Source organism: Pseudomonas sp. DE0157 (assembly GCF_007678615.1).
Lineage (GTDB): Bacteria > Pseudomonadota > Gammaproteobacteria > Pseudomonadales > Pseudomonadaceae > Aquipseudomonas > Aquipseudomonas parafulva_B.
In genome coordinates, this window is the sequence record NZ_VEJN01000005.1 from 1 (window position 1) to 15,345 (window position 15,345).

General features: G+C 62.3%; 12 protein-coding genes and 4 pseudogenes. 5 read left to right on the forward strand and 11 right to left on the reverse strand.

The window, feature by feature from the left end:
* Window positions 1–270: 270 nt before the first annotated feature.
* The 5 genes from FS777_RS08135 to FS777_RS08155 all read left to right on the forward strand — a co-directional run bounded on the left by FS777_RS08135 (window position 271) and on the right by FS777_RS08155 (window position 5,719).
* Window positions 271–1,158, forward strand: a complete 888-nt coding sequence (locus tag FS777_RS08135) for a nitrilase family protein (protein ID WP_145254950.1) — start codon at window positions 271–273, stop codon at window positions 1,156–1,158.
* Between the two features lie 107 nt (window positions 1,159–1,265).
* Window positions 1,266–1,817, forward strand: a complete 552-nt coding sequence (locus tag FS777_RS08140) for a UPF0149 family protein (protein ID WP_145254953.1) — start codon at window positions 1,266–1,268, stop codon at window positions 1,815–1,817.
* 253 nt (window positions 1,818–2,070) lie between these two features.
* Entirely contained in the window at window positions 2,071–2,700 is a 630-nt protein-coding gene (locus FS777_RS08145) for a glutathione S-transferase family protein (protein WP_078478117.1), read from the forward strand.
* Between the two features lie 26 nt (window positions 2,701–2,726).
* Window positions 2,727–4,751 (forward strand): pyridoxamine 5'-phosphate oxidase family protein, encoded by a 2,025-nt coding sequence (locus FS777_RS08150; protein ID WP_145254956.1) that lies wholly within the window; start codon window positions 2,727–2,729, stop codon window positions 4,749–4,751.
* Between the two features lie 71 nt (window positions 4,752–4,822).
* Window positions 4,823–5,719 (forward strand): LysR family transcriptional regulator, encoded by an 897-nt coding sequence (locus tag FS777_RS08155; RefSeq protein ID WP_145254959.1) that lies wholly within the window; start codon window positions 4,823–4,825, stop codon window positions 5,717–5,719.
* Between the two features lie 349 nt (window positions 5,720–6,068).
* On the opposite strand, the gene FS777_RS08165 is transcribed toward FS777_RS08155, so the two are convergent.
* The 11 genes and pseudogenes from FS777_RS08165 to FS777_RS08210 form a co-directional block, all read right to left on the reverse strand.
* Entirely contained in the window at window positions 6,069–6,731 is a 663-nt protein-coding gene (locus tag FS777_RS08165; RefSeq protein WP_058638532.1) for a hypothetical protein, read from the reverse strand.
* A 2-nt stretch (window positions 6,732–6,733) separates the two neighbouring features.
* The gene (locus FS777_RS21875; protein WP_372239213.1) at window positions 6,734–8,062 is read right to left on the reverse strand and encodes an RHS repeat domain-containing protein; all 1,329 of its coding nucleotides are present in this window, start codon (window positions 8,060–8,062) and stop codon (window positions 6,734–6,736) included.
* 168 nt (window positions 8,063–8,230) lie between these two features.
* Window positions 8,231–11,092 (reverse strand): annotated as a pseudogene (locus FS777_RS08170) (DUF6531 domain-containing protein); the annotation flags it as partial.
* Between the two features lie 9 nt (window positions 11,093–11,101).
* Window positions 11,102–11,536 (reverse strand): DcrB-related protein, encoded by a 435-nt coding sequence (locus FS777_RS08175; protein WP_145254962.1) that lies wholly within the window; start codon window positions 11,534–11,536, stop codon window positions 11,102–11,104.
* A gap of 11 nt (window positions 11,537–11,547) precedes the next feature.
* Window positions 11,548–12,249 (reverse strand): annotated as a pseudogene (locus FS777_RS08180) (type VI secretion system Vgr family protein); the annotation flags it as partial.
* A pseudogene (locus FS777_RS08185) lies at window positions 12,246–12,790 on the reverse strand (type VI secretion system baseplate subunit TssF); the annotation flags it as partial. The pseudogenes FS777_RS08180 and FS777_RS08185, both read right to left, overlap by 4 nt.
* Window positions 12,787–13,302 carry a type VI secretion system baseplate subunit TssE gene (gene tssE, locus FS777_RS08190; protein WP_058638527.1) on the reverse strand — a complete coding sequence of 172 codons (516 nt, stop codon included), beginning with the start codon at window positions 13,300–13,302 and terminating at the stop codon, window positions 12,787–12,789. The pseudogene FS777_RS08185 and the gene tssE, both read right to left, overlap by 4 nt.
* Window positions 13,296–13,739, reverse strand: coding sequence for a hypothetical protein (locus tag FS777_RS21405; RefSeq protein ID WP_178091253.1), 444 nt, complete (start codon window positions 13,737–13,739; stop codon window positions 13,296–13,298). Before FS777_RS21405 ends, tssE begins: the two co-directional genes overlap by 7 nt.
* Window positions 13,736–14,176, reverse strand: coding sequence for a type VI secretion system amidase effector protein Tae4 (locus FS777_RS08200; protein WP_058638526.1), 441 nt, complete (start codon window positions 14,174–14,176; stop codon window positions 13,736–13,738). The genes FS777_RS21405 and FS777_RS08200 overlap by 4 nt, the downstream gene beginning before the upstream one ends.
* Before the next feature lie 70 nt (window positions 14,177–14,246).
* Window positions 14,247–14,735, reverse strand: a complete 489-nt coding sequence (locus FS777_RS08205; protein WP_058638525.1) for a type VI secretion system tube protein Hcp — start codon at window positions 14,733–14,735, stop codon at window positions 14,247–14,249.
* Between the two features lie 70 nt (window positions 14,736–14,805).
* A pseudogene (locus FS777_RS08210) lies at window positions 14,806–15,150 on the reverse strand (type VI secretion system contractile sheath large subunit); the annotation flags it as partial.
* Window positions 15,151–15,345: the final 195 nt, after the last annotated feature.

Sequence of the window (15,345 nt, forward strand, 5' to 3'; positions counted from 1 at the left end):
CGCCGATGGTAGTGTGGGGTTTCCCCATGTGAGAGTAGGTCATCGTCAAGATTCATTTCGCAAAACCCCTATCTGCGTATGCAGGTAGGGGTTTTGTCTTTGGGACTACCCAAAATTATTGCAGCTGAATAGATGGTTTGATCTGTAAGGTCATGCCTACCATCTGAATCGTAGAATCCTACCGACTTATCAGAAACGCCCGACTGTATCCGGTTAACGAAAGCCGGCTCTACTGGCTTCCTTCTAAACGATCAAAAGAGGGAAGGCATCATGGCCGCATTCAGCCCGGCACGCATTGCCGTCATCCAGTTCGCGCCTCAGGTGGGGCTTGAACATTGCGCTGGTAACCTCGCCAAGAGCGTGGCATTGGCACGCAGCGCCGCGCGTGCTGGAGCCAACCTCATCGTGCTGCCCGAACTCACCAACACGGGCTACACCTTTGTGTCGCGGGCAGAGGCCTTTGCTCATGCCGAAACACTTGAGCACGGCTCTAGCGTGCAGGCCTGGGCAGACCTTGCCGAGCAATACCAGGTCTACTTGGCTGCCGGATTCGTCGAACAGGATGGATTGAAACTGTATGACAGTGCGGTGCTGTTCGGCCCGAGCGGTTTGCTCGGGCATTCCCGCAAGGCTCACTTAGGGGCCCAGGAAAACTTGTGGTGTGCCCCAGGTAACCTGGGCTTTCCAGTGTTTGACACATCGATAGGCCGCATAGGTCTGTTGATTGGCGGTGATATCTGGTTCCCGGAAGTGCCACGACTGCTGGCAGCCCAAGGGGCCGATCTGATCTGCAGCCTCAATAACTGGGTCTGGACACCACCACCGCTATTCGATCAGGCAGACCGGTGCATGGCCAACTACCTGACCATGACGGCCGCCCACGTCAACAATATCTTCATTGCCGCTGCCAATCGTATCGGTGACGAGCGAGGTAGGCGGTTTTTGGGATGTTCACTGATTGCCGGAACCAACGGCTGGCCTATTGGCGAAGTGGCCAGTGCACAAGAGCAGACCATCGTCTATGCCGATATAGACCTGAGCAGTGCTCGCTCGGCCCCCTGCAATACCTTGAATGACGCCCCCCGTGATCGGCGTACAGATCTTTATGATGTGACGCTCGGTTATCGCCTGCATGCGGCCATGCCGCTAAGGAAGTGAGCACGCTATTCAGGCATACCCACATGATGCGTATGAAGCGCGCAGGCGCTCTGCAGGAGGTGTTTATGTTAGGGTGCACGCATACCCGACTGCCAGGACCCTACTGCATGTTTTTACCGCTTACAGAAAAAGAGCTCAATCGCCTTGAAGACATGTTGATCGTCTACGGCAATGACTACTCGGTCATCAATCTGGCAGAGCTCAACGGCTTCTTCACCGCCCTGGCTAGCTCACCCAATACCGTCCAGCCTATGGAATGGCTGCCAGCGGTAGCCGGCGGTCACGTTCCCAAGTTCAAGAAGCCTGCTGACGAAGAGGCCTATACGGCATTAATGTTGCGCTACGCCAGTCAGGTTGCCGAAGACCTGGAAGACGATGTTGATGGCTTCGAACCGCTTTTTGAGCAAGGCGAGGGCGATCAGGGTACCGAAGTCGTCATGGAGGAGTGGTGCTTTGGCTACATGCGCGGCACTCAAGTCGCTGGGTGGGCTGCCCTGCCTACAGAACAGGATGCGCTGCTCAAGACTATCTCGCTACATGGGTTGGAAGATAACGTCGAGCTATTGGATCAGATGTCCGAACAGGATATCCAGCAGTGCGTGCCCCAAGTCATCGATGCCGTTCGCCAGCTCTATCGCTTCTATTCAAGGCAGCGGTAAGGCCATCGAAGACCGCGAATTTGATGAACTGAGCAAGTTGGGGTTCAAACAGCCATACGGTGCCACAGTCCCCACGTTGTATAGGCTCAGCACAGGCTCTACCTCCAATCACCTTCTGTCGCGGGCGCCACGCAGGCCCATTGTTTCGATCAGCGAAATTGAGGCTTGCTCCAGGCGCTGATTCTGCTTCTACGTCGATACATGCAGTATGGCTCCACCAGCGCTATGCCGGCGCTGACTAGGAGCCATGCCAATGTCCAACCCAATAAAGCTCTACAACTTCCCCAAGTCCGGTCACGCGCACCGCATCGAGCTCATGCTTTCCCTGCTTGCGTTGCCCACCGAACTGGTTTTCGTGGACCTGGCAGCAGGTGCGCACAAGCAACCCGAGTTCCTGGCCCTGAACCCTTTCGGTCAGGTGCCGGTGATCGATGACAACGGTACGGTGATCGCTGATTCCAACGCCATCCTGGTGTACCTGGCCAAGAAATACGACAACGGTGCATGGCTGCCCGAAGATCCAGTGGCAGCGGCTGCTGTGCAACGCTGGTTATCGGTAGCGGCCGGCCCGCTGGCCTTCGGTCCGGCCGCCGCGCGCCTGGTAACCGTATTCGGCGCGGCATTCAATACCGACGAGGTCATTGCTCGCGCCCATGCGCTGCTCAAGGTGATCGATACCGAGTTGGCCGAAAGACCGTTCCTGGCAGGCCATACCCCAACCATCGCCGACATCGCCAACTACTCGTACATCGCCCACGCACCTGAAGGCAATGTGTCGCTGGAGCCCTACGCCAATGTGCGCGACTGGCTGATGCGAATCGAAGCGTTGCCCGGCTTCGTGGCCATGCCACGTACTCAGATCGGGCTGCAGAACAACGCCTGACACTTTGCCGCCCCGAGGACGTCGCCATGCAGCACACACTCGACCATCGCCCATCGCCTTGGCACCCAGGCGAGAAAACCCTGCAGGAAAAGGTGGGTGTTGCAGCGCGCATGGAGGCGGTGGGGCATAAGGTCATTCGCGACTACATGCCCGATCAGCACCGCACCTTCTACCACCAGCTGCCGTTCATTGTTGCCGCCAGCGTGGACTCGCAGGGCCGTCCATGGGCGACCCTACTGGAGGGGCCGGAAGGTTTCATCCGCTCGCCCCATCCACGTGAGCTGATAATCGATACCCAACCGCCAGCCGACGATCCGGCGACGCCAGGGCTGGCCGACGGACAGGCAGTCGGTCTGCTGGGTATAGAACTGCACACCCGTCGGCGCAATCGCCTCAACGGCCACATCCAACAGGCCACCCAGGGGCAGTTGCAGGTGACCGTGGCTCAGTCATTCGGCAACTGCCCGCAATACATCCAACGGCGCGACTACACCCGGGTTGCGCAACTGCTCCAAGGGCGCGTCGATTCCACAGCGCTGGATGCCGATGCCGTCAGCCTGATCCAGGCAGCCGATACCTTCTTCGTTGCCAGTTATGTCGAGCACGCCGACGGCCAGCGAGCGGTGGACGTCTCCCACCGTGGCGGACGACCCGGCTTCGTCAGGGTTGAAGGCAGCCTCCTGACCATCCCCGATTACGCCGGGAACCTGCACTTCAATACCCTGGGCAACCTGCTGGCAAACCCCCGGGCTGGGCTATTGTTCATCGACTTCAGCAACGGCAACGTACTGCAACTGTATGGGCGTGCCGAGCTGGTGCTGGACAGCCCCGACACTTCCCTGTTCGAGGGTGCCGAGCGTCTATGGACGCTGGATGTCGAGCAGGTGGTATGGCGTCCGGGCGCAGTTGGCCTGCGTTGGGCATTCAAGGACTACGCGCCAACCACGTTGGCGACCGGCACCTGGCCCCGCCTGCTGCAACCTTCGCAACAGGCGCAATGGCAACCTTGGCGTGTGCTGCGGGTAGAGCAGGAAAGCGGCGATATCCGCTCGTTCTACCTTGAGCCACCTGGCGCTACCGCAGTGACGTTCGCGCCAGGGCAACATGTGCCCGTGCAAATCCCGCTGGACCCGCATAAGCCTCTGATCCGCACCTACAGCCTGTCCAGCGCACCCTCCGACGGCCATGTGCGTATCAGCGTCAAAGCCCAGGGGCCCGCTTCGCGATATTTGCATGAGCGCGTCGTGGCAGGCGATGTACTGCAGGTGCGCCCGCCCGTAGGCAGTTTCACGCTCGATTTGAACAGCACCCGGCCGCTGGTACTGATTGGCGCTGGCGTGGGTATCACGGCTTTGCTGGCCATGTTGCGCGAGCAGTTGAAGCAGGGGCAGGCGCGGGTCATTCATCTTTTCCAAGGTGCCCGTAGCTTGGCTGATCTGGCATTCCACAAGGAACTGGCCCACTTGCAACATTACGCCGCAGGGCTGCTGCACGTGTACCGCGCCCTGAGCCAACCCGAAGACCACGCCCAGCCAGGCCGTGATTATCAGTTTGCCGGCCGGCTGGGTATCGAGCACGTCAAAACCACACTGACACTCGATGACTACGACTTCTACCTGTGTGGCCCAGGCAACTTCACCCAGGACTTCTACCAGGGGCTGCGTGGCCTGCATGTGCCGGACGCGCGGATTCATGCCGAAGCGTTCGGCCCGTCAAGCCTTCGCCGCCACCTCGACGCCGGCCAGCCGACGCTGCAGCAGCCGCCTGCTGCCAGCGAGCCAGTGGCGGTGCATTTTGCAGCATCAGCTAAGCAGGCACAGTGGTCACCCTCCAGCGGCACACTGCTGGAGCTGGCCGAAGCACATGGCCTGTCGCCGGAATTCAGTTGCCGGGGTGGAACCTGCGGCACCTGCAAAACGCGGTTGCTCAGTGGCCAGGTGCATTACCCTAACCTCCCGGCCGAAATGCCGGAGAGCGGGACCGCGCTGATCTGTTGCGCGGTGCCAGCGAACATGGATGAGCCGGGGCAGGCGCTGATGCTTGATATCTGATCGGCCAGAACAGGCAGCACCAGCGCCTCGAATCAACCATAATGCCCGCATTCCCGCCCCCAGGAGCCCGCATGGACCAGATCCACCTGATGAAGGTGTTCGTCGCCGTTGGCGAACTGGAAAGCTTCGCCGCCGCTGCCCGGCGCCCGGATATCTCCCCGGCGGCCGTCACCCGCGCTGTTGTCGCCCTGGAAGAACAACTCGGGGTGAAGTTGGCGCTGCGTACCACGCGCAGTGTGCGCCTGACCGAAGCCGGCGGCCGCTACCTGGAGGACACCCGGCACATTCTCGCCAGCATCCATGAGGCCAACGAAGCCGCTGCCGGCATCAACGCCACACCCAAGGGCGACCTGGCCGTTACTGCGCCCATCCTGTTTGGCAAGAAGTTCGTCATGCCGTGCATCGTCCGCTACCTGCAGCAGTACCCCGAGGTTGACGTCTCCGCCTACTTCCTCGACCGCATCGTGAACATGGTCGAAGAGGGCATGGATGTGGCCGTTCGTATCGGGCCCTTGCCCGACTCCGGGCTCAAAGCACTGCGGGTGGGCAGGGTCCGACGCATGCTGTGCGCCTCTCCCGAATATCTGGCGCGTCATGGCGTGCCAAAGCACCCGTCCGACTTGGCGGAGCATGCAGTGATTGGTACCACCAACCTGTCGCCGCGAGCCGGCTGGCGTTTCGGAGTAATCGGTGAACCGACCTTGGTGCGCATGAAACCCCGCTTGACTGTGACCAGCAATGACGGCGCCATCGCTGCGGCCAGCTGCGGGTTGGGCATTGCTCGCCTGCTGTCGTATCAGGTCGCGGATGAACTGGCCAGCGGGCAGCTGCAGGTGGTTCTGGCCGATTACGAAGAGGCGCCTTGGCCAATCCATATATTGCACCGGGAGAGCAAGTACGGTTCAGCCAAGGTCCGGGCCTTCATTGACATGCTGGCGCAGGCGCTGAAGGCTCGACAGCTGGACTGATTTAACTGAGCAGGGTGAATGTAAAGCAACCTGGGTGGTTCGTGCTGCAGGTCCTTGTGCAGGTTGAGCTTGCCCACCACGACTGCTTGCCGGTACGCGGGCATACGTGCGGCAAGCCAGGGTCATGCGGCAGTGAATCGATTGTAGAGGTCGGCCCGCCTTCCAGATCGAGGTAGTCGGTAATGGGCTAGGCGGCTGGGGTGTGTGGGCCGGCGCGCTTGATGCTGTCTACATCGGTATCTTCGCCCAAGTCTCCCCAAGGGGCGGCGCGTTGTCCAAGTGACAGATGTTCACGTGAATCTCCTCAGCCCTTGCCCCTCTCGGGTGATCGCCTTGAGTCAGCAGCCCTTCAGGTGAACTGAATGAAGAAGAACCCGGCGTCATCGCCTTCCTTGCCACGGCGCGCCTGCATGTCCACGAACAGGTAGCCGTTACCTTCGCCAAACAGCCCACCATGTGGCGGACTGGCTTGGGCCACGTCGGCGTCTACCAGTTGCATCATGAACATGTAGCGCGGTGGTTCGTAGATCGGATCCTGCAGCCAGCAAGGGCGACCGCTGGGCTTGCTCAGCCCGATCCCGCTGTCTTCATCCTCATGCTCCTCGTCATGCTCCTCGTCGGTCATTTCTTCGAAATCGATGAACGCTCGCTCCAGCAGCAAGGGCGGGGTGCTGGGCTCCAGTGGATGGCTGGCGAGTTCATGCAGAATGACCCGGGCAAAGCCACCGCTGAGCACGCTCTGCAGTTCAGACTGCTGATTGACCGTATAGCGACGTTGAAGTGGGCGGTTGAAGCTACCATCCTGCTGTTGCGCGACTGCAAGAAAAACGGTGATAGCCATGCCTGGTGGGACGAACCGGGCCGGTTGGAATTGTTCGGTAAGGGTCATGATGGGAGTCATCAGCCCACCGGTTTGCGGGTTGGCCGGCCACAGGGAGAGATCCTTGAGCAAAGGCGCACCACCGATCTGGCCGTAGCCGTGATCTTGTTGGGACAACACGATTTTCTTCATGGCTAGTAACACCCTTTGCTTTTGGCGAACGATTTGGCGTAGCGTCGTGCCGTTCTGAGTTGCTGGATTGTGACATCCCCCTGGCTGACTAACGATTGGTAGATCGCCTTGGACATCAAGCGGATTTCAAGCTTGCCGCTTTTGAGCATCTGGTTAGGCTTGAGGCCCATTGCCTTGCGTAACCGGTTCTCTGCAGCATGCACCTGATCATGGTGCTTCGGCGTCAGGGCAATCGAAGGGTTGCCGCGCAACCTGCGGTTTTTCGGTGCAATACCGGCGTCCTGCAAGAACTTGTTACGCAGAATCTCATGAGCTTCAAGGCCATCGCCTCGGTGCGCCTTGGCACCATACCCCGCGGTCTCGCCTTCCTTCAATAGACCCCATGGGTCGATCCAAGTAAACGGGTTGGGCGCATACTCGTAAAGGTTCAAACCACCGGCCAGACCAATCGGGTCAGGCTGGGTAAAGCGGCCTATCTCCGGGTCGTAGAAGCGGAACAAGTTGTAGTGCAGGCCGGTTTCGCGGTCCAGGTACTGGCCTTGGAAGCGCAGGTTCTGTTTTTCCGGCAGACGGGTAGCCCGCTGTTCATCCCAGCTTGCGCCCCAGGTCAGGTAGCGCGCCGACCACACCTCCTCGCCAGCGTCGTCGGTCAACTGCTCCGGCAGGCCGTTGATGTCATTGTGGTAATGCAGTACCTGCTGGTGAGCACCCAGGCCATCCACCCGGGCCAGCGGTTCATGACCATCGTCCTCGTACAAGTACAACGCCTGCCGGCCATTGTGCTGCTCGCCGAGCAGGCGCAGGCCACTCCAGCTGAAGCGCGTGCGGCCAACCACCTGGCCGTCGAGCGTCGATTCGATCTTCTCGGTACGCCGGCCCATCGGGTCGTAGCGCATGTCGATGATGCGCTCCCGCCCGGGTTGCAAGTTGCGCACCTGGACCAGCCGGTGCTCGGCGTCGTAGCGAAAATGCTGCGTACCGCGGCGACGGCTGCGCTTTTCCACCAGGCGACCGAAGCCATCGTAGCGATAGCGCTTGTCCTCGAAAGTGAGCACGCGGTTGTGCCGGACCAGCCCGGCACCTGCTGTCCGCGGGTCGAGCAGGTTGCCGGCCGGGTCGTAGCGGAATGCTTCGCGCTGGCCGACAGGGCTGTCTTGGCGCCCCAGCACATAGCCGCAGCCATCATGCTGATAAGCCTGCAAATAGCCGGTGCCCGGATGCTGCACTTCGCGTACGGCCAGTTGGTCGGCCGCGTCGAATTGGTACCGCTGCTGGTCTGGCGCCGGCAGCTGGCGGGGTTGGGTTGCCGGGCGGCGCAGCAGGGTGCGCACGCGCCCGCCACGGTCGTACTGGCGTTGAACCGCCAGGTTGCCCTACAGGCGCAGCGTCTCCCGGTGTACGCGGTCTCGCTCGAAATCGCACACCACCTTGCCATCGAGGTTGATCTGGTGCAGGTGCCCGCTACCGTAGTACAGGCGGTTGATCCAGCGGCCGTCGGGGACTCGCGTGCGGGTGACATTGCCGAGCGGGTCGTACTGATACTGCACGCGGCCCTGCGCGCTGTGTTCTTCGAGCAACTGGCCAAGTGCATCGAAGGCGAAGCCAAGTTCCTCGACCTGGCCATCCACGGCGGTACGGCGGACCGCAACCACGTTGTCCAGGGGGTCGTTGCAGTAGTCGGTGCGCCCCTCATCGGTATGGCGGGTCAGCAGGCGACCGCCGGCGTCATACGCCATGCGATGAATGATGGGCGCCTCCTCGCTGCCCGGCGCAGGCATGAAGGTCACCTGGACAAGGTTGTCCAGTAAGTCGTACTGGTAGCGCCGCAAGCCGCCGTCCAGGTCGCGTTCGGCGATCAGCCGGTCGCCTGCATCCCATTCGAAACCGTATGCTTCACCATTTTCGTTGTACAGCGCGAGCAGGCGCCCATGGTTATCGTACTGGTAGCGCACCTGTCGGCCGAGCGCATCGGTGCGTAGTTCCAGCTGCCCGCGGCGGTTACGCCGGTATTGGGTAACGTGACCTGCTGTGTCGATGTGCTGTGCCAACAAGCCGCTGGCATCCAGGACAAACGCTTCGCTGCGGCCATCGGGCAAGGTCACGCTGCGCAAGCGACCCTTGCTGTCATGCTGGTAGCCGGTGCGCTCGCCCTGGGCGTCGGTGATCGATTGCAGGTGGCCCAATGTATCGTAGGCGAAGCGGGTCAGATAGCCGGAGCAGTCCCGCTGTTCGACCAGCAGTCCTTGCTCGTTCCAGCGCAGGTGGCGGCTGGAACCATTGGCATCGATGATTTCGACAGGGTTTCCCTGGCTGTCGTGGCGATACCGTGTGTGCTGGCCCAGCGGGTCGGTTTCGCGCGTGCAGTTGCCACGTTGGTCGTAGGCGAATGTCCAGCGGTGGCCGGCCTGGTCGGTCTGGCTGCGCGGCAGCGACCAATGCTCGAGCCACTCGCTCGACTCGCTACGCCCCAGCGGGTCGACCGTTTCGGCAAGATTGCCCGACTCATCGTAGAAAAATTGCCAGCGTCCATCCATGGGATCGCTTGCCTCGAGCAACTGGCGCTCGTCGTTCCATTCGAAGCGCCAGGTCCGCTTGAGTGCATCGGTGTAGGCGGTGATCTGATACTGCGGGTTCCAGTGGCGCACGGCGACGCGGCCAAGACTGTCGGTCACCCGCGTGATGCCAGCGGCCACATCGTATTCGAAGGCGTAGCTGTCGCCGCCGTTGGTCCAGTGTCGTACTACCCGCCAACCGTCCTCATGCTGCGCCCATTCGTAATTGCAACACAGACCGCCCCCAGTACGGTGTTCGATCATGCGTCGGGCGGCGTCGTAAGCAAAGCTGCGCAGCGGCTGACTTGCGCCATCCAGCACCTGAGCCAGGTCACCGTTTACGTCATAGCCATAGCTGGCCAAGCGTTGCGATTCGCCGCTCGCCGCGTGGAAGTCGACGTGGCTCACACGCTGTGGCCATTGCTGGCTGTAGCCGAGCCGGACACGCACCTGATCGAAGGTATCGCGCAACTGGCAAAGACGGCCTTGGTCGTCGTAATCCAGGTAGATCCGGTTGTCGTTGCGATCACCGATCTGGCTCAGGCGCAGTCGGTCAGGCCGCCCCGGGGTCGGCTGGAACAACCGGTACTCGCCTTCGCGGCTTTCGGTCAGCAGCTCGCCGTTGTGCGCCCGGCGTACGCTCAGCCCTTCACCGACGCTGAACACCGCATCACCCAAGGTGATGATGCCCATATCCACCCGGCGGGCCTGCTCGTCGACCAGCACCAGGTGATCGTCTTCGCCAACCTCTACCGAAACTTCGTAAGGCAGGCTCCAGCCCGCGCCGAACAAGCCATCGATCCGCTCGTCGTGGCTGTTGTAGAAGCGTTGCCAGGCGATCGGCAGGGTGGCCTGCACGGTGAAGTCGAGGTCTTCATCGCCACACAGGACCTTGCCGCCGGTCGCCGCATGTACCGGGTTGGGCGAACCGGCCATGGCCTGGGTGAGGGCACCGGTCACCTGCCCGGTCACGACGCTGCTCACCCCGCCCACCAGCATGCAGCCGAACTTGCTGTAGAACTTGCCGCCACGCCCGCGCAGCAGCATCAGCGCGGTCACCGCCAGGCCGATGCCCGGCGTCTTGCCGCTGCGTATCTCGCGCACTACGATCGGCTCTCCACCGATGCGCACGTTGCTCGATATCAGGCCACCTTCGACGATCACCGCTTCGCAGGTGCTGCGGTCACCGCTGCGGCAGGCCGGGTGGCCATTGATCAGTACCTTGCTTGACCCTTCGGCCAGATATTGCGGTGGCATGGGCGGGTGCTTGCTGCACAGTACTTTGTCGTCCGGGGCTGGCAGAGTATTGGCGGCTGGCGTGGCCACGGTCGGCCGCCACATCTGCGAGAAGAAGCCCTTGGCCATGTCCAGAAAGCTTTCTTCCTTCGCCTCGCCAGCCTCGGCGCCGGCCGGCTCCAGCGGTGCCGGCGGGCCGGTGACGATGCCGGCAGCACGTGCCGCGCGCATGCCGTTGGTGCGAGTGTTCGGCGAGCCACTGATGATGGTGGCCTGCACCGACGGCGGGAACAGGAAATTTCCGATACCCTCGCATAATCGGCTCAGGCCGGTATCGGCGCCGGTCTTGGCCATGACCACACCGATTACCAGGCCGACCACCGCACCCAGCACGAAGCAGCCCAGGCCACCGGTGGCCACGGTCAGGCCGAACGCCGCCGCCACGGCGGCAGTGGCCAGGGCACCGATGGCCACGGTGGCAGCGATTTCCAGTACACCGCCGACGATGTCTGCCAGCATCGAGGTGTGCATCAGCGCGTCGCCTTCGCGGGCGGCCCACAGGGCGTCGGACATGGTGCGCGATCAGCCCAGGTTGTCGAAATCGAGCGACTGCTTGATGGTTGCCCAGTGCGCCGCGTCTGCTGCGCCCAGCGGGCTGGCCTTGACGTAACTCAGGGCAAACATCTTGCGCGTGCCGGGCAGCACCAGGGCCAGCTGGTACTGGTGGACCTTTTCCTGGCCCTTGCTAAATTGGCTGCTCAGCTCGATGGCGGCGATCGCCTGGGCGGCACCCACCTGCACGGCCTGGGCCGGTTGCATGCGCAAGTCCTTGACCTGTTGTTGCAGGCGCTGCAGCTGGCCATCGAAATTGCTCTGCAAGGTCTCGCCTTCGGCCAGCTGGCTTCGGCTGATGATCAGCGAGGTGGCCAGCGCCTCGAAGCGCAGGATGTTGATGCTGCTGTCCTGCACGGCGGCATCGGGCAGGGTCAGGAGGAATTCGTTGATGCGATAACTCATAGCTGGTCTCGTTACTGGTCAGAGCCGGAGAAGATCGCCTTCACCGAACTATCGATGGTCTGTTTCACGCCCTGGTTGTCAGGCGCGGTCTGCGCACCGCTGCCGACGTTCAGGTCGAGGGTGCCGTCGGTATTGATCTCGCCGTTCTGCTTGGCATGGAAGCTGAACTGCTCGCAGCTGATGTTGATCTGGCCGCTGGCGTTGAGCTCGATCACGCTCTTGCCGCACACTAGGCGCAGGTTTTCACCCACTTCGATCAGGTAGCTGGTGCTGACGCTGTCAGTCTTGCTAGCGCCGACCAGCAGCATGTCGTCGCGGCGCACGGCGCGGATGCGGTCCTGGCCGATGGTGATGGTTTCCAGCATGCCGACCGTCTGGGTGCGGTTGATGCCGACCGCCAGCGTCTCGCACTGCTCGACCACGGTGTCCATGTTGCGCTCGGCATGCACGTACAGCTGCTCGGCGCCCTTTTTGTCCTCCATGCGGATTTCATTGAAATTGGCCGGGCTGCCCCCCTTGCTCGAACGGCTCTTCATGCCGCTTTGCGTGGCATTGGCGGGCAAGTCGTAAGGCACGCTCTGCTCGGCGTTGTATACGCGGCCGGTGATGATCGGCCGGTCAGGGTCGCCTTCGAGGAAGCTGACGATCACCTCCTGGCCGATCCGCGGGATCTGCATCGAACCCCAGTTCTTGCCGGCCCAGGCCTGGCGAACGGCACCTCGGCGCCAGTGCGCAAGGTCAGGCGCATGCCGGCGCGGGCCTGCGGCACGCTGCCGGCTAGGCGCCCGAGCACCGCACCGGGTTGCCGAAGTACTCGGCGGCGGCCACCTGCAACGGCCACAAGGTAACGTCCTGGGTGCTGCGGAACTCGCACGGGGTCTGCGAGTTGCGCCCCAGGTTGGCGCGCAGCACACTGTCACGCGGCAGGCGGAAACCGCTGGCCAGCGAACCCTCGTCGGGGTCGGTCTGCAGTTGCACCACGGTCATCGATGGGGTCGGCGCCAGGTAGTGTGGGTAGGCGATTTCCAGCAGGTTGTGGGTGAAGGTCGGGTACTCGGCGTCGAGCTTGAGCTGCACCCGGGCGGTGAGGTAGGCGAAGCCTTCGAGCAGGCGCTCGACATACGGGTCGGCGCACTCGATGCCGGACATCGTCAGGCGCCCGGCAATTTTCGGGTATTCCCTGGCGAACTCCGCGGCACTCTCGCGAATGTGCTGCAACTCCTGGTTGTACAGCTCGAGCATGCGCGGGTTCATGCACGCCTCCGGCGTTCGGCGGGGGCCACACGCACATGCCCGGACTCAAGGTCGATGTCGGTCTGCAGCAGCAACGGCAGCGCCGCTGGCTGGGCCCACAGGTCGCCTTCGATCTCGAAGCTCAAGGCGTTGGCGTTCATCTCGCCGGGCGCGGCCTGGGCCCGCACCTTGAGGGTGTGGGGGAGAATGCGTGGCTCGTAGGTGGCGATGGCCTGGTGGATGATGCGTTCCAGGGCGGCCAGGTCAATGTTCGAGGCGCTGTTGCCGGCCAGCGCCGGTAGCCCATAGTTGACCACCGAGGCCCCGGCCGGGATGTCCAGGGTGGTGACGCTGTCGAGCAGCGAAGTGGTGTTGAGCAACCAGGCGAGGTCGCGCAGCACAGAGGCCTTGAGCTGGTGCAGGCTGAGCACGCGCTTGTCCGGGGCTTCCTGCGGGTTGCCCGGGTTGTCGTCGGTCAGGCGGTCCAGCAGCGACGGCTGCAGGCGGTCGCGGGCGGCGATCTCGGCTACCACTCGAACAGCCCCACGAAGTTCTTCTGGTCCACAGGGCCACGCGAGCAACTGCCGCCACGGGCCAGGATGGAGGGCTCCAGGCGCGTGCCGAGCTGACGCACGGCCTGGAACTGGCTGTCGCAACGGCCAGGTTGCGCCGGGTCTGGCTGCACATGGCTGACAATGATGATCTGCGCCCCCTTGAATTGTTCGACGCGTGGCTTGCCGCTGTCGCGCCCTGGGCTGAGCTGGCAGGGCCAGGGCATGTCCAGTTGCAGCAGCGAGGCATCGGCTTTGCGCAGCGCGCAGCGGCCTTGGTGGTTAACCAGCGCAAGGGTGTGGCCGCCCAAGTTCACCTCAGGCGCCGCGCCCGACGGGGCAGCGGGCGCCTGGGCACACGCGTTCAAGGCGAATGCGAGCAGCTGCGCCGGCAGCAGGGTTGTGCATGCAGGTCTCATTTGAGCTCCCAGAACCAGACAGCCTTGGATCGGTGCGCCTGGTCGGCGAAATAGCCCGTGACCCGGCCTCGGTCCCACAGATCGATGTGGTCGCCGGTACGGTTGTCGAATGCCTGCCCGGCACGGGCGAAGCAATCCTTGAAGAAGATGATGCCGCGCTTCTCGCTGAGCTTGAGGCGGTCGTCGGCGCTGCCGCTCAGTTGTAGGGGTGCGCCGAGATGGTACTTCCACAACCAGTTGGCAAGCGACTCGGCGCCCCGGGCATGGCCATGAGCACAGCGCGGTTCGCTGTAGCTGCCGGCGTTCACCTTGATGGTGTGTTCGCCATTGAGCGCAATGCTCATGCGAATGGCGCACTGGTTGTCCCAGCCGCCGTCGCAAGGCGACGAGTCAGTCGGGTAGGCATTCCACAGGTTGATGAAAGAAGGCTTGGCCATGGGTTCACCGTAAGCGGGTGAGGTGAGGGAAGGGCGCCCACGCCAGCCAAGGCGGCGCGGACGCAGTCGGTCAGATCTTGACGTTGGAGCGGATGTTCCAGCCGTACTTGATCGGGCCGCCTTCCTTGCTGCCGTCGGCTTTCTGCGGCTGATAATCGACGGTGACCTTGGCGAAGTTCAGGGTCACGTTCTCGGTCAGGCGGTCGTCGCTGCCCGAGCCACCGGTGCTGAGCGAGCTGATGATGACTTCTTCGAGGTTGATGATCAGGTACTCGACCTGACTCTCGCCCCCGGCCTTGCGCACGGTCAGCTTGACCTTGTCGATGTGCTTGCCGCTGGAGCAGTGGGCCATCAGGTTGGGGCTGGACTTGTCGATGTACTTGGTGATCGACAGGTCCTGGATGTTGACCTTGCCCGAGCCGCCGCCGCTGCCCGTGTGCATGTTGCCGGACTGGGACATGCCCCAGCTCCAGTTGAGCACGTCGATTTCGTCCTTGTGGGCCTTGTCGTGGGACTCGCCCTTGATGTCGCCGATCTTGATGAAAATATCTACAGCCATGATGTCCTCGGTATTACGCGTCAGGTTGGCGGTTGGGTGCAGTTAGGGCTGTCAGACAGCCCGGGGGCGGTCAGGCCCCTTTGGCCGAAGGCAGCTTCGATACCAGGCGCAGCGACACGGTCAGCCCTTCGAGCTGGTAGTGGGGGCGCAAGTAGAAGCGCGAGTTGTAGTAACCCGGGTTGCCTTCGACGTCCTCGACCACGACCTCGGCCGCTGCCAGCGGGTGCTGGGCCTTGGTGGTCTCGGTGGAGTGCGCCGGGTCGCCGTCGACGTAGTTGAGGATCCAGTCCTGCAGCCAGCGCTGCATCTCGTCCTTTTCCTTGAACAAGCCGATCTTGTCGCGAACGATGCACTTGAGGTAGTGCGCGAAGCGGCAGGTGGCGAACAGATACGGCAGGCGCGCGGCCAGGTTGGAAACTCAGCGTCATATTCGAGGTCTTCGCCGCAGGGGAAGTCAGCAGAAACAGCGGCGAGCAACGGCGATGCGTACACCAGAATTCGATCTCCCTATCGGCCCTTGATGAGGGCGTGTTCTTGTGCGAATTTGCAAATGTGAACTGGCGCACAAACTTTTAACGCGTGTCGAAGTGGTATCACGATGATATTATTT